This is a genomic window from Janthinobacterium sp. JC611 (genome assembly GCF_018682595.1).
Lineage (GTDB): Bacteria > Pseudomonadota > Gammaproteobacteria > Burkholderiales > Burkholderiaceae_D > Janthinobacterium.
Genome location: NZ_JAFLJN010000039.1, coordinates 1 through 15,251, shown reverse-complemented (window position 1 = coordinate 15,251; position 15,251 = coordinate 1). Strand labels below are relative to the sequence as shown.

Below are 15,251 nucleotides of genomic sequence, written 5' to 3'. Positions count from 1 at the left end.
TTTTGCAGTAGTTCTTGACGAATTCAAGCCGCACTAAGTGGAAAGTTCACCGAAAATCGATAGTTCAAGGTCGCTCGGTGCGTTCCCAGGCTGATCACCGGTGGCGAATCCGTACACAGTCGTCGGCTGCAGTCATCCGTCGGCAACCAGATGCCTGCCTGCCCGTTACTGCTGCGAAGACGTTAGGAGCGGTCGACTCACCCGCTAAAATACATCCGGGCTCCGAAGAAATGATCTGCCTATAGCCATCCGCTGCTTTAACGGGCACGTCGTTCACTCTCAAATCTGGCTTGTTTGCGGCAGTCTAAAAGTGCCCATGCCCCCATTGATCAAAACAGCGCATGAATGCTCCCACATCGTCACAAGTCACGATCACATGCTTTTCCAAGCGCCCACATCGTGAAACGCGCCGCGTGTCAGCAATCTTGCACGATGTCTGACTAAAGTTGCATGAAACGAACGGCCGCCCCTCCACTGGCGCATTAAAATAAACTTGCGCAGCGAGGCGGGCATCGGCCATTTCAATGCCCTTGCGTCCACTTTTCTGCATCACCGTGTAGGTTGCTCCCGCCGTTCGGCATGAACGCAATCACTCGCGGCTCTTCGCATCCAATTTCGAGAGATGACCCAGCTGGATCGTCCAGGGTTGACCAAGTACTCGGCATACCGTGCTTGGAACAGCAACAAAACATCCTTCCAGGCGGAAGAAAAAACTCCAACCCGCAGTTCAGAGTCCTAGCGCATACCACGTGTTTCGTCAAATATTATTGCAAGTAACCTGAAACGCTCACGCACCAATTGATTAAAACAGCGCATGAATTCTCCCCCATCGTCAGAAGTCACAATCAGATTCTTCTCCAGGCGTCCGTATCGCGAAACGCGGCGCGTGTCAGCAACTACGGAAGATGAATTTTTGAAGTTGCATAAAACAAATGGTCGCCCGTCCACTGGCGCATCGTAAAAAACTTGCGCCGCGAGACAGGCATCAGTCACTTCGATCCCCTTGCACCCGCTTTTCTCGATCACGGTGTAGGTCGATCCGGCCATCCGGCATGCTAGCAACAGCTGCTGGTCCTCCACATTCAGTTCCATACGACCTCCCCTGCGGGCCTTCCCAGCACCAGTTGCACGAGGCTAGTCCCGCTGACCAGCACCACTTTGCTTGTGGTCAGGTGGGGATACACGGCCGCGCCGCTGCGTCCCGTATGCAGGAACAGCCCCGCCCCAAAACCATGATGACAAATGGCCTCACCGAAGGCCGCCACGTGGTGGTGATTCACATGGCCGCCGTAGCGCTTCGACTGCACCGCGCACCAGCCATACCCAGGCAGCCACACCTTGCCGTCAATCCCACCATCCCCAGAGTACCTCGGGTTGCGCAGCACAAATAGCCCGGCGTCTTCCAGGGCCGAGAGAACGACCTCTTCGAACACCAGCGGATCCACGTTACGCAGATAGGCCAGGCACCGCGCCGCATATCCGTCCCCCCGGAACTGCCGCACAGCCCGCAACACCGCGCGCGATTGACCAATACGCCTGCGATGGTCAGGCAGCCGGCGCATGCGCATCGAATTGAACAACTGCGAAGCACATCGAACCAGCACGCCGCTCACGCCGCGCGAACGGGCCAGAACGGTTTCATAGCGCTCGCGCGGCGGACGCGGAGCGCGGACGGCGCCAGGTTTTCTATACTTGACGCTCTCACCGCCATCATCGCCGGCCACTGCGCGCTTGACCCACCGCGTACGCGAATCTCCCGACGACCAACGCTGCCAATGTCCCCGTTTCATGATGCCGCTCCCATTAATTTCACTTCGTCACTGCGCCGGCCCGCCGGCGAACCCAGATATGCATTGCTGATCTGCCTTCGATGATGGCCCAGCTGTTCGGCCACCTGCCGATAGGCATCCGCCATGACCTCACGATCGATTAACAGCTCACCGCCACGTACCGGCGGCTGCACCTGCGTGATATCAAAGTACAGATCACCGGCGAACTGGTGCCGCAACCCATGTGGCGTAACACCCAGGTCATTCTTGGTCAGTCCGACTGAACGCACCACATTCGAAAACAGGTCCAGCGACTGTTTCAAGGACAGCCCAGGATGTCCGATATGCCCCCAGTCCTGCCGGGCGAGACAATGCGCCCGCGCCAGTGCTTGCCGCTGCTGAGGCGTGCGCACTGCCGCATAGCGCAGCCGGCCGCCCTTCGTCCCGCGCTTGATGCGCAAAAAACTGATGTAATGATCGGATCGAGGATGCTGCGCCGGCAAGGCATACGCCGGTATCTCGGCGGCGCGCGGGCAGAACATCACAGCCTCCTTGCGGCGCAGGCCAAAGGCGATCATCATCGCCAGCTGCCCTCCCACGTGGCTGTCAACCGCATCGACGGCTGCGATGACCTCATCGACAGCAAGACCGTGGCTTTCCCACCCCTTGTCGATGAGCGCACCATATGATCGGCGCACCAGACGCGGCTCGCTCACATAGCTGACCGCACTGCGCACCAGGCCCGGCTTACCAATCCAGCTGGCAAACACCCTAATAAAGCTCATTTGCTGCTGAATGTAGGCCGCGCTGCAGGGATAGGCACGGCGCTGTATGGTCATCGGCATATCGAGCAACACATCCGCCGGTAACGGCTGCGCCGTCCAATACGCCATCAACGCGCGCACGTGCCGTTCAGCCAGGTTTTCAGGTGCTGGCTTGAATCCCAATTTACGCAGTAACGCGAATATCCGGTACAAGCCCTGGCTGCGCGCCTCCCTGGTGCTATGCGAAACCCCTTTTCCTACGCTGGCATGCCGTTCATTAAATGCGTCCAGCAACGCGTCAAGCTGCTCCCTCCATTGCGTGTTATGGGACATGACTTCTCCCTCCTGATACTCAAGGATTGTCGAATTGGCATGCTGCACTGTCTGGCGCGCATGCCCCCGGTGTGGCCTTCAACTGGCATCGGCGCCTGGCCTGCTGCGCCGACGAGGGAGATATGTTCTATCTAATCCAACGCGCTGCCCCTATCTCAGCGTCGATGGCGGATTCTCTATTTGCCCGAAGGCGCGGTGTCTTAAAAATGCTCATGCGAATAACCAGCGAATTTCTCCTTCTGTGTTAGTCCCCGCGTCTTGCGCGAGCAGTGCGGCGCTGACGCCACAAAGACATTTAGGTGCCCCGGCCACTCTCAATTGAACCAGGACCTTGCCCCCTCTTCCCTCACGGTCATCCCTTCAGCCCTACCACCAGGCCGCTTCGTGATTGCGCACTAACCAGGTTGATCGAAGCTTCTTCGGCAACGTCACAACAAGGCACCGCGATAGGCTCTTCGTACAGCAGGAAGATTGAATAGGTGATAAATCACTCTCCTGCGGTTCGCGGCCGCAGGCGATACATCGACACTACCAGGATCGTAAATTAGCGACGGAGCGCCGCAAGGCCCTCTCCGATTTGACAAGCGTCTCTTGACGAGAAATCACGCGCGAGCAATAACCCCCGGCAGGGGCAGCCCGACATACTTCTTCACTGACATACCACTCAATTCGACCGCAGGGCGCGGCCGATTAACTTCGCTTCGATAGACAGGTTACGACTGCAACGGCATACCACGCTTGCCAGCGCCACATTCGGAACGCGATGTTCCTGGAAGTGGGTCCAGACAGTCGTCACAGAATATGATCAGTTTTTTCGAATGTCAAGCCGATTTTCGGCGCTGAAAATTTGTGATTGAGGTCGAATTTATTTGGTAATCGCAACTGGCGAAGATTTCTCCCTATGAAGAACGCCGCGTGGCCATTCCTCTGATTGTAAATGGTTTTGAACATGGGAACGGACTGAGCCAGATACACAGATGCGCAATCAAAATACGTCCGCGGTGCGACGCAATTCCAGCGCAGATGCGATGTGATCTCCCGCCAGCATGTACCACTATAGCCGCGCCACAGCGCGACTCCAGTCGGCCCCCAGCACGTCTGGAATCGTACTTGCTGCAAATTCTGCTAAAAAAGCAGGGCTTTTCCCATGGAATATGTACCACCCCACTATTACTGTTGATCACTTGCAGCAATCAGGAGGACGAAGTGGAACCCATCGTGCGAGCTGTGGACATTGGCCGGGGAAATACCAAATTCATTGCAGGGGTCAGCGATGGTGATGTGCGCTGCGCGATGTTCCCGTCGCAGGCCCACCCATGTGAAACGGTCTATGAGCAGGAGGCCTGGGGAATGAAACGTCGGACCGTCTGCGTTCCAGTCGACGATCTGAACTATGAGGTCGGGCCGGACGCTCACCTGGCCTCCGACATCTTCAATGCCAATGTACTGCAGCATGACAGCTACAGTGCAACGCCTGAATATCTGGCTTTGTTACTGGGTGCACTGCATTACATGCGTCTCGACCGGATCGATCTACTGGTACTTGGTCTCCCGGTGGCCACGTATAAGCTCAAGAAGCAGGTGGCGGCGTTGGAGCGCCGCGTGACCGGTGAACACATCCTGGCGGAAGGCAGAAAAATCACGATCGCGCGCGTCAAAGCAATTGCGCAGCCATCCGGGGCCCTGATGTACTGCGGGCTGACTCATGGGCGCCTTGCTCAGATGCGCAAGGAACGCAATCTGATCATCGATCCAGGTCGGCGGACGTTTGACTGGCTTGTGACGCAAGGCATGCAGCAAATTGACAAGCGCAGCCATTCGGTACCGCGTGGCATGTTTGATGTGCTCCACACGATCATCGAAGGCATCAGCCGAGCCACCGGCTCTCACTACCGCGAATACGACGCGATCGATTTGGCGCTGCGAACGGGAAAAAAGCCGGTCATCTTTCAAAAAGAATACGACATTGCCCAACACCTGCCACTCGCGCAGAAGATCCCGGAGCAGGCTGTCGCCGAGATGCTGCACTACGTGGGCGACGCTGCCGACATCAAAAATATTATTCTGGTGGGCGGTGGCGCCTTCTTCTATCGCAAAGCATTGAAAACCGCATTCCCGCATCACGAGCTGCAGGAACTGAAGGATCCGATCTTTGCCAACGTTAAAGGTTTTCAGTATGCCGGCACGGAGCTAGCCAAGCAGGCCGACGCTTCATCAGCTCGGACAGATGGGACCGATCGGCTAAACATGGCGACTTAAACCATGGGCACACCTCTTACCATCCGCTTAAGTGTAGAACTGGAACGCGCGGACAATCCTCCCCTGTATGACGATCTCGTCAAGTTCCCAAAGGGGCCACGCCGCGTGAATCGCCTGCGCACACTGGCCTATGCCGGACTGGTAGTACAGCAATGCGGACAAACCACATCGGTCATGGAGGCACCGTGGCTCACCAAGCCAAGTACTGAACCAAACAAGCCGAATCAAGATACCGTCGCCGCCTTGGCATCGATGGAACTTTTTGGTCCGTCAAGAAGCGAATAAGGATGAAACATGGAAAACGAAGAGCTACCTCGACTCAGTGCAAGCCAACTGGCCGAAATGGGGTACTGCGAACGCAAGATCGTTCTGGCCGACAGGTTTGGCCCACGCTGTTCGCCCAAGCGCGAACAGGCCCGAGAAAATGGCGAGCTGCAGCACGTGAAATTCTTCATCGAAACGTTGGAGGTGAATGCCGTGCCGTTAGGGGCCACAAGTTTGCGAGAACAGTCGTCCATCCAAGCCAACGCATCATCGCAACGAACGACCAAGCGCCCAAAATGGTTGTACAAGATGCTACCAAGATGGCTGTCGGCGATGCATAAGACAAACTGCCAGGTAGCGCAATCTGTCCGAGCAAGGTTTCTAAAATTATGCGATCGACTGTACCGCTCGCGACGGAAAAAAGTGGAGACGAGGCGTCGTCGGCGTCTTCACCTTGTATCTCGTACCACCGAAAAAAGATGAGCATGTCGACTTTTCTATCGGCGCTTTTGCATATAGGTGGGGTACTTCTGCTGCTCTGTCTGTTACGGGGAGTAAGAAGACATGCGATGTCTCGAACGCGACCGTGCTGGTTCCCGGAGGAACTGCGATACGCCAGCCTGGCTTACGCAGAGCAAACTTTCTCACTCGATCACCCCATCAAACTCATCGCGCGAGTTGATCGAGCCTATCGCTACAAAGGAAAACTCACGTTGATGGAGTACAAAATCCGACGTGTGGAGCGTGTGTTCATGTCGGACGTGATCGAACTCTCTGTCCAAAAGATGATTCTGGAATTAGCAAGCGGAGCCAAGGTAAACGATTATGGGTTTGTCGTTGTTGAGCGCCCGGATCTACCTGGCCGTAGAGCCTTCAAGGTTTTCTTGCTAAACCACAAACAAATCATCGCGTTTTATCACCGCAGAATGGCTTTATTGAGTCACGCGATAACTGCCGACCACGCGGAGTCGTCATCGCAGTGTCGCCGATGTGAGTTCTTGACGGAGTGCAAAAATCATCCTGACAGTACAGCGTAGGCTATGTGCTGCATAAAGAATACCTCTGTGAATCTCCTACGCGATGATGCTTTGACTGGACAGCCCGAGTTTCTTGCAAGCGACAGTAAATGGTACGAACTGCGATTTACTGATACGGCGCATAAAGAAGATGCCGCAACCTAGCTTTCTCCAAGAGGTTCCGTATTATGAACTCGATGACTTGGACCGGGCGTTTGAACACCAGCGAATGGGAAACTGAATGGACTTACCTTCCAATGTAAGCAAGCAGATCGATTTGCTATCAGAAATGGGGAATGACCTGGCAGATCAAGGCGAATTCACCCAAGCCGCAGAAAGATGGACGCAGGCCCTTGACCTGCTCCCTTCACCACAGGCTGATTGGGAAGCGTAACCACTGAGTGTAAGGGTAAGCACTGGCGCGAACTTCTAGGCCAGTATCTCCGTCTGATCGTATAAGTGGGTTGGACGTTTTCATCTTCTTTGTGGCGAGCAAGGTAAAGAAACATGATACTCATAGTCAGTGTTTAGCTAAAGCTTGAATATTAAGAAGCGGAAGATGATGGAAGCACGGAAGTTGATGGAAGCACACTGGATATGAGCTGGCCTGTGCGGCCAGTCAGGAAATAGTCCAATCTGGCGTGACGTTCCGATCAACTTTACTCGTGCCAGGCCAACCTTGTTTGCCCTAATTGGGGCGCCAGATCCGGCCGGTGCCGGAAGTCGAAATGTACTTTTACGCGCAAAAGCGCCGACAGGACAAATGATGCGAAATATAGCGCCTGGGGAAGAATGCTTAAGTGCTACAGAAATAGTTGCACGCTTTAAAAATGAGCGCGGCTTAGCGCTACACGCTACTAATGCTGGCAACGCTGCAAAGGTGCTTGGTTTAGACTATGTCGAAGTTGAGGTAGAAGGGCCAGCTGGCACGATTTGGACAAAGCGTGAGCGTAGATACTCGATTATTGATCTTCCGCTAATCTTTGAAAAGCTACAGGACCTTGCGGACAGACGCGCCAAGTATGGCCGCTGAGGTAAATCCCACGGAAACGCAACCACTAGATGGTCTTTCCTCGCAATAACGGACGGCGAAGGATGCTATATCCCATCGAGTCCTCAGTGAAGCGCCTGCTTCTGCGTGCTATAAGTGACCGACGATTGGTGCTTGATGACGAGCAGCGCGTTGACATATCAGAAAACATGGTTTACTTGGCAACGGGTTCGCTGCTACTGCATCGCCTACATTTCCGCTACATTATAAACGGACTGTAAGACCGCGATTTTCAGCGCGGGAATATTTATACGGTAGCAACAGGCCCTTGCCGCCCGGTAGCGTCAATAGTATCTCGTCACCCGGCAGCATCTCTTCATACATCATTTGAATCGCCACAGCTAGTGTAGACAGTCCTGATCCACGGTTCTTGAAAAAGAAAAACCGATGGATCGTGTCTGGGACCTGGGTGTCCTCTCGGCCTCTAAGTGTGCTATCTCGTAGCTGCCAGATCCAACGGCGAGATCGGGTCTGGCTGCCCCTGCCCTGCAGAGAGACTCGCGCGCTCAAGAAAAAGCTGCTTGGACATCGGCGGGCCATCTAGGCTCCTTCGTGCCATCGCAACTGTTAGTTTTAACAATTCAAGAAATTCATGGACCTTGCAGTTTTTGACGCCCTCAGCATATACTGTGTTTATGTACAGTAGTTTTGAGAACGATCAACAACCTCTAGCCAGACGCCATGCTTTCACCTTCCCTTCAACGCACCAGCTCTACCGCATTGGTTAACAGCCCCATGCTGCGTGACGTCTGGCGGGCAAGTGAACTCAGTCGAGGTACAGCCAGCACGGTTACTACCGGTCATAGCATCTTGGATCGTGAGCTTCCTGGCAACGGTTGGCCACTATCGACCTTCACGGAGTTGCTAGTTCAGCAAGCAGGTATCGGGGAAATGCACTTATTGCGGCCAATGCTGGCACAACTGTCGCAACATCGCCGGATCGCCCTGGTGCAGCCGCCGTACTTGCCCAACTCCGCCGCCTGCAAATTCATGGACCTGAGCTGCCCAAACCTGCTCTGGATACGTGCGCCCAGCACCGCCGATGCTCTCTGGTCCACCGAGCAGATCCTGCGCAATGGCAGTTGCGGTGCGGTATTGTTGTGGCAAACGAATATCCGCGACGAAGCATTGCGGCGCCTCAATCTGGCGGCGCAGACAACCGAAACGTTCTTCTGGCTGGTCCGGCCGATGAGCGCTGCGGCCGATGCCTCACCGGCGCCATTGCGCCTGGCTTTGCGCCCCGCCGCAGGTGGCATTTCCACTCACATCATTAAACGGCGTGGCCCACATCATGAGGCGCCACTCTTTATCCCACTGGCTGACATGCCGGCACGTCAACGATTTTTGGACGATCAAAATGCGGTTCTGGTTCAGCGTACACCTCCCACTGTTGCCTCTCGAATGCATCAGGCCGCGCTGGTGTGAACCGGGGCCCTATGCGGTGGTCGAGAAAGGCCGCATCATTGCGGTCTCGCAGCATGCCTATGCCGAAGGGGTACGTATCGGCATGCGCCCTGGCGGCGTGGCGGCCGTCTCGCCGGATACCGTGATCCTGGAGCGCAGCCTTGAGCGCGAACAGATCATGAGCAATGCCGTCGCGCTCGCCCTCCTCCAGTTCACCCCGGAAGTGGCGCATGCCGGCGACTTCAGCCTGCTGCTGGACGTGACCGCCAGCCTTCGACTGTTCAACGGACGCGCTGCCATCGGCCGACGCGTTCGCGCTGCCCTACAAGCGCTTGGGGTGACGGCGCAACTCGGCACGGCGCCGACGGCCATGGGGGCCTGGCTGCTGTCACGCTGGCAACCGGCCAAACGCCAGATCATTCTGCGGCGCACCGTGCACATGCGCTCTCTGGAACGCCAGCTCGACCGCATGCCCTGCGCCTATCTGCCCAGCACGGCGAACCACCTCGAATGGCTGACAGACATTGGGGCAGATCATCTGGCGGCGCTACGACGCCTACCCCGCCCTGGTATCCAGCGCAGGATGAACAAGCACGTGCTCGATGAGCTCGACCGCGCCTATGGGCTCGCTCCTGAACTGTTTGAATGGATCGCCATTCCCGAAACTTTTTCAGCGCGCATCGAGACTTTTGACCGGATCGAACACGCCGATGCCCTGCTGGACGGCGCCACTGGTCTGCTGCAGCAATTTGTCGGATGGCTGGTAGCACGCCAGCAGGCCGTGAGTGTTTTTGTTCTGCTGCTGGAGCACGAGCGCGGCAAGACCGCAATCCCGCCCACGCCGATCGAGATCGGATTGGCAGAGCCGACCTGGCGTGATGAACATCTAATTCGGCTACTGAAGGAGCGTCTGGCGCGCACGGAACTGGTTGCCCCGGTCATCGCCCTGCGCCTGGAGGCGCGTTTGCTCACCGCGATGGCGCCACCGACGCAAGATCTGTTTCCCGAACCAAGCGGCAATCCAGCCGACTACAAACGTCTGCTGGAATTACTCAGTGCCCGTCTTGGCAGCGACAACGTCCTCTGCCCTGTCGAGCATCACGACCATCGGCCGGAGGAAAGCAATGCCTGGGCTGCCGCCACCGAAAAGCACAAGGCGGCTAACACCGAAGATGAGGCTTTTGAGCGCCCGTTCTGGCTGCTACCTAAGCCCATCCCGCTGCTGCTGCGCGGCGAACGTCCCTTCTATGGTTCCCCGCTAAAAATGCTCAAAGGGCCGGAACGCATTGAGGCCGGCTGGTGGAACGATCAAATCGCGGCCCGCGACTATTACATCGCACAAGGTAGCGATGCAACCTGCTACTGGATCTACCTCGAGCGTGTCGTTGACGGCCGCTGGTACCTGCATGGGATGTTCGGCTGATCATGGACCAGCCGCCAGTTTCCACCCTGCCGGACTATGCCGAGCTGCAGTGCATGAGCCATTACTCCTTTCTGCACGGCGCTTCGCCGCCCGAACAGCTGGTGGCACGCGCGGCCCAGCTGGGATACCAGGCCATCGCCATGGCCGACGAGTGTTCACTGGCCGGCGTTGTCAAGGCACATGTGGCGGCGAAGGAGTGGAACATCCACCTCATCATTGGCAGCCAGATGAGAGTGACACCGGAGGACGGCACCCCGCCCTTCACTGTGCTGATCCTGGCCATGGACCGCGACGGCTACGGCAACCTGAGCGAACTCATTACCGCTGCGCGCACGCGCGCCGACAAGGGAAGTTACCTGGTGTGGCCACGCGACATTGCCAACCCCACCGCCCCTCTCGCCCACTTAAAAGGGCTGCCGGGCTGCCAGCTCATCCTGTGCCCCAAATATAACGCCCCCTATGAAGAGATCGAGCGGCAAGCCGAATGGCTGGTGCGCAGCGCACCGGGCCGCGCGCGCGTCGCCTTGACGTTGCACCACCGTGCGCAGGATGACCGGCACCGCGCCATGGTCGAAGCCATCGGCGCCGAATTCAGCTTGCCGGTGGTGGCCACGGGCGACGTCGTCATGCACGTGCGCTCGATGAAAATCATCCAGGACACCATGACCGCGATTCGTCTGAATACGCCGGTGGCGCAGTGTGGTTATCAACTGGCTTCGAATGCCGAAGCGCATCTACGCTCGCGCCTACGGCTGGGCAACCTGTATCCGCGCGAATCGCTCAATGAAACCCTTCGGGTGGCCCAGCGCTGCACTTTTTCGCTCGACGAATTGCGCTATGAATATCCAGGTGAGATTGTGCCAGAGGGACAGACCCCGGCCAGCTACCTGCGCGAGCAGGCGTATATCGGGGCACACTGGCGCTATCCGCAAGCCATTCCGGACAACGTGCAGGCACAGCTGGAATATGAGCTGGAACTGATCGGCGACATGCAATATGAACCCTATTTTTTGACAGTATTCGACATTGTGCGCTTCGCCCGCTCGCAAAAAATCCTCTGCCAGGGGCGCGGATCGGCGGCCAATTCGGCGGTGTGCTACTGCCTCGGCATCACCGAAGTCGATCCCTCGCGCGGCACCCTCCTCTTCGAGCGCTTTATCTCACGCGAGCGCGATGAACCGCCCGACATCGATGTCGACTTCGAACACCAGCGCCGCGAGGAGGTGATTCAATACATCTATCGCAAGTATGGCCGCATGCGGGCCGCTTTAACGGCCGTCGTCATTTCCTACCGCCCGCGCAGTGTCTTGCGCGATGTGGGGCGCGCGCTGGGCGTGGATCTATCGGTGGTCGACAAGGTTGCCAAAGCCTCGCATAGCTGGGGTGGGCGGGCCGACCTGCAGCAGCGCCTTGTTACCTGTGGACTCGATCCGCACTCCCCTATCGCCGAGAAATGGGCGGCGATTGCCGAGCGCCTGATGCGTTTTCCGCGTCATCTTTCCCAACATCCGGGCGGTTTCGTCATTTCGCGCGGCCCCCTCTCCCGCCTGGTGCCGATTGAAAACGCGGCCATGCCGGAGCGTACCGTGATTCAATGGGATAAGGATGACATCGATGAACTGGGCCTCCTAAAAATCGACATCTTGGCGCTCGGCATGCTGTCGTGCATCGCCCGCACCCTGACGTTGATCTCGGAGCAGCGTGGAGAGCGTTTTGAACTGGGCGATATTCCCCATGAGGATGCCGCCACTTACCAGATGATCTCTCAAGCGGACACCGTCGGCGTGTTTCAGATCGAATCGCGGGCGCAGATGTCGATGCTGCCGCGCATGCAGCCGCGCGAGTTCTATGACCTCGTCATCGAGGTGGCCATCATTCGGCCAGGCCCCATCCAGGGCGGCATGATCAATCCGTATTTGCGCCGGCGCCAGGGCCTGGAAGCTGTGACGTATCCGAGCCCCGAGATCGAGGCGGTGCTGCGGCGCACACTGGGGGTGCCTATCTTCCAGGAACAAGTCATGTCGATCGCCATGACGGCGGCGGGTTTTACGGCTGGTGAAGCCGACCGCCTGCGCCGCGCCATGGCCGCCTGGAAAAGAAAGGGGGGCCTGGAACAGTTCGAAGACCAGCTCATGAGCGGCATGGCCGAGCGCGGCTACAGCACCGAGTTTGCCACGTCGATTGTTGGCCAGATACGCGGCTTTGCCGAATATGGTTTTCCAGAATCCCACGCGCACAGCTTTGCCCTGCTGGCCTACGCCAGCAGCTGGCTCAAGTGCCATCATCCCGCCGAGTTTCTGGCCGCCCTGCTCAACAGCCAGCCCATGGGTTTTTATAGCCGTTCGTCCCTGGTGCAGGACGCGCGCCGGCATGACGTCGAGGTAAGACCCGTCGATGTCAGCGCGAGCGGATGGGAAGCATCCTTGGAGCCGATGGCGGACGGCAGACTGGCCGTACGCCTTGGTTTAAATAATATCAACGGGATGGTGAAAGAGGCGGCCTGGCGCATTGAAGAAGCCCGTGCTGCAGCCCCCTTCAAAAACACGCGCGATGTTGCCATGCGCGCACAACTCGATGCGGGGGATATGAAGGCGCTGGCGTCGGCCAATGCCCTGGTAACGCTGACAGGCAACCGGCGCATGGCCATGTGGGATGCCGCAGCGAGCGTGCCGGAGCGGGATTTGATGCGCGCGACGACCATTGCCGAACCCGTGCTGGAGCTGGCGCCGCCCACGGAGGCCGATGACATCGTGGCGGACTACCGTCATGTCGGCCTGACGCTGGGCCGTCATCCACTCGCTCTCCTGCGCGAGCGCCTCAATAAAATGCGCTTTGTGCCGTCGGATATCCTGAACACCTTCAGCGATGGCCAGTTGGCCAGGGGCTGCGGCATCGTCACGGTAAGACAGCGGCCGGAGACAGCCAAGGGGGTGATCTTCCTCACCCTGGAAGATGAATTTGGCACCATCAACATTATTGTCTGGCCCACGCTGGTGGAAAAGCAGCGCGCTGAACTGATGAATGCCTCGCTCTTGGGGGTGTACGGTATCTGGCAATCGAAGAGTGGCGTGCGCAACCTGATTGCCAAGCGACTGGTCGATTGCTCGCATCTGCTTGGACAGCTGGATACGAAGAGCCGGAATTTTCACTAACGCGTGTACTTTCGCAATTAATGATGGCAACAAAGTGCCTACAGCAATCGTAGCGATTCAATCTGAATCCTCTGCCTGCGGCAGTGAGCAGCCAATTCAAAGCATATTTCCCGGCCACGGACATGTGCAGTTTGCCAACCGGTATCCCTGGCGGTCACGTCTTGGACTGTTAAGCATGCAGGGATCTGGGCAGGCATGAGGACAAGGCTCCGATCAGCCAAGATTGGCCAAATTGCGCGTGAGATAGTCATTAAACATCGGAACAGTGAATGCGATGTCTCCGTGAGATGGGCTGTAGATCATTCCTTTGCTGATTATCTGGGCACGGCGCGGCCCTAGGCTTTGCGAGGATTCACCGAGCGCGTCGGCCACATCTGAAGAACGGTATGGCCCGTTCCCTAACCTTGCCATCGCGATGACATACTCGCGCTCTTTCGGAGTTAATCGATCGAAACGCACCTTGAAAAAGCCTTCATCCAGACGCTTCAGGGTGGTTGCTTCTGCCTGTCTTGCGTCATGAAGGGTGATCGTATCCCCGACGGCAAGGTTCCAGGATTGGTGGCCCCATTCCTGTAAAAAGTAGGGGTAGCCTTTGGTTTTAAGGAATATTTCGGTTAGCGCCCCTTCATCGATAACTGCACCTTCTTCATTAACAGGTTGCCGGATGGCTGCCTTGGCATCGATTTCAGACAGGGCACCGACCTCTGGAAAGTGGAATAATCTCTCCGCATAGGATTTGGCTTCGCCAGATAATGCTGCTACCTGGGGTAATCCGGCACCGAAAAACAAGACGGGGAGCTCACTCTGATTAATCTTGTGGAGCGAAACGATGAGAGCTGCCAGATCCTTCTGGCTAAGGTACTGGAGCTCGTCAATGAGGAGCGTCCAAGCCTTTCCTGCGGCTTTTGCAGCTTCGCCAATACGTACGAACAACTCAGGAAGATCGTTCTCCAGGTCGCCACTGTCTGCTACTCCTACTTCGGGATCGACGGAGATTGACATGTCTCCGTATTCAAAATTGAACACAGCGGCAAAGGATCGTAGCGCACGCAGTGCCTCGTATGCTTTGCCTTTAGCATTGTCGATAAGAGAGAGCTTGCGTAGCACCTGATGTACGCGCGGCAAAAGCAATTCTCCTAGCGGCTTACTTTCCGGCGCTTCGATGCTAGAAGTTAGATGGCCGCGCTCGTTGGCCATGGTCTCAACAGCATTCAGAAGTACGGTTTTACCTACACCACGAAGGCCCAGGAACACTTGAGATCGGCTAGGTCTTCCAAGCAGCGCACGATCGATAGCCACGCGCGCATCATTGATAATCGCCTGTCGCCCTGCGAGTTCCGGTGGGCGACTACCTGCGCCGGGTGCGAAAGGGTTTTTTACGGGGTCCATGCAACCTCCATTGATAGGAAATTCTAGTGAAGTATAAGGTCTTCACGTTATACATGCTTATACTTTAGTAGATTTTGTTAGACTTCTATCCTTGTAGAAAGTTCCAGCGGGCTTCTTTTTTTCATCGGTACGGATTAGCCTTAATCGGCCATAAGCGATGACGAAGATGTCATATCCGACTGATGCAGCCGCAGCCGCAGCCGCAGCGAGCTTGTGTTGCAGGCTCACGTTTTGGAGGTTGATAACGATGACGTCGTCAACGTCTACATGGTGAATCGCCACCGCTAGTTTAGTCAGTCCTGCCCCATAGTTTTTGAAAGATGAAAAACCGGTGGATCGTGTTAATGACTTGGGAATCCTGCCGAGCGAGCCTGTAAGAATTTCTGTGTGAAACGGGGTCATGAAATAATACCGAAAAGGATGTTCC

The 15,251-nt window shown here is 56.7% G+C and carries 12 protein-coding genes; 7 read left to right on the top strand and 5 right to left on the bottom strand.

Features of this window, described 5'->3' with window-relative positions:
• Positions 1-735: 735 nt before the first annotated feature.
• From J0O65_RS23790 to J0O65_RS23780, 3 genes are read right to left on the bottom strand one after another with little or no spacing between them, the layout of a single operon-like run.
• The gene (locus J0O65_RS23790; RefSeq protein ID WP_215409661.1) at positions 736-1,092 is read right to left on the bottom strand and encodes a hypothetical protein; all 357 of its coding nucleotides are present in this window, start codon (positions 1,090-1,092) and stop codon (positions 736-738) included.
• Complete coding sequence (locus J0O65_RS23785) at positions 1,083-1,790, bottom strand: restriction endonuclease (protein ID WP_215409660.1); 708 nt, start codon at positions 1,788-1,790, stop codon at positions 1,083-1,085. The genes J0O65_RS23790 and J0O65_RS23785 overlap by 10 nt, the downstream gene beginning before the upstream one ends.
• Positions 1,787-2,866, bottom strand: a complete 1,080-nt coding sequence (locus tag J0O65_RS23780) for an integrase domain-containing protein (protein WP_215409659.1) — start codon at positions 2,864-2,866, stop codon at positions 1,787-1,789. The genes J0O65_RS23785 and J0O65_RS23780 overlap by 4 nt, the downstream gene beginning before the upstream one ends.
• A gap of 1,110 nt (positions 2,867-3,976) precedes the next feature.
• Here J0O65_RS23780 and J0O65_RS23775 point away from each other — a divergent pair.
• The 7 genes from J0O65_RS23775 (at position 3,977) to J0O65_RS23745 (ending at position 13,435) form a co-directional block, all read left to right on the top strand.
• On the top strand, positions 3,977-5,125 hold the full coding sequence (locus J0O65_RS23775) for a PRTRC system protein D (RefSeq protein WP_251373950.1): 1,149 nt from the start codon (positions 3,977-3,979) through the stop codon (positions 5,123-5,125).
• A 3-nt stretch (positions 5,126-5,128) separates the two neighbouring features.
• Complete coding sequence (locus J0O65_RS23770) at positions 5,129-5,410, top strand: hypothetical protein (RefSeq protein WP_215409658.1); 282 nt, start codon at positions 5,129-5,131, stop codon at positions 5,408-5,410.
• Positions 5,411-5,419: 9 nt separating this feature from the next.
• A complete protein-coding gene (locus tag J0O65_RS23765; RefSeq protein WP_215409657.1) occupies positions 5,420-5,872 on the top strand; it encodes a hypothetical protein in 453 nt (150 codons plus the stop codon).
• 774 nt (positions 5,873-6,646) lie between these two features.
• The gene (locus J0O65_RS23760; RefSeq protein WP_215409656.1) at positions 6,647-6,799 is read left to right on the top strand and encodes a hypothetical protein; all 153 of its coding nucleotides are present in this window, start codon (positions 6,647-6,649) and stop codon (positions 6,797-6,799) included.
• Between the two features lie 1,392 nt (positions 6,800-8,191).
• Positions 8,192-8,881 carry a translesion DNA synthesis-associated protein ImuA gene (gene imuA / locus J0O65_RS23755; protein ID WP_251373949.1) on the top strand — a complete coding sequence of 230 codons (690 nt, stop codon included), beginning with the start codon at positions 8,192-8,194 and terminating at the stop codon, positions 8,879-8,881.
• The gene (locus J0O65_RS23750; RefSeq protein WP_215409654.1) at positions 8,814-10,283 is read left to right on the top strand and encodes a Y-family DNA polymerase; all 1,470 of its coding nucleotides are present in this window, start codon (positions 8,814-8,816) and stop codon (positions 10,281-10,283) included. Before imuA ends, J0O65_RS23750 begins: the two co-directional genes overlap by 68 nt.
• A 2-nt stretch (positions 10,284-10,285) precedes the next feature.
• Complete coding sequence (locus J0O65_RS23745) at positions 10,286-13,435, top strand: error-prone DNA polymerase (protein ID WP_215409653.1); 3,150 nt, start codon at positions 10,286-10,288, stop codon at positions 13,433-13,435.
• A gap of 213 nt (positions 13,436-13,648) precedes the next feature.
• Here the strand turns inward: J0O65_RS23745 and J0O65_RS23740 are convergent, their stop codons facing one another.
• Positions 13,649-14,824: an ATP-binding protein gene (locus J0O65_RS23740; RefSeq protein ID WP_215409652.1), complete on the bottom strand. Its 1,176-nt coding sequence runs from the start codon at positions 14,822-14,824 to the stop codon at positions 13,649-13,651.
• Positions 14,825-14,881: 57 nt separating this feature from the next.
• The coding region (locus J0O65_RS23735) for a hypothetical protein (protein WP_215409651.1) at positions 14,882-15,251 on the bottom strand (370 nt) is incomplete at its 5' end.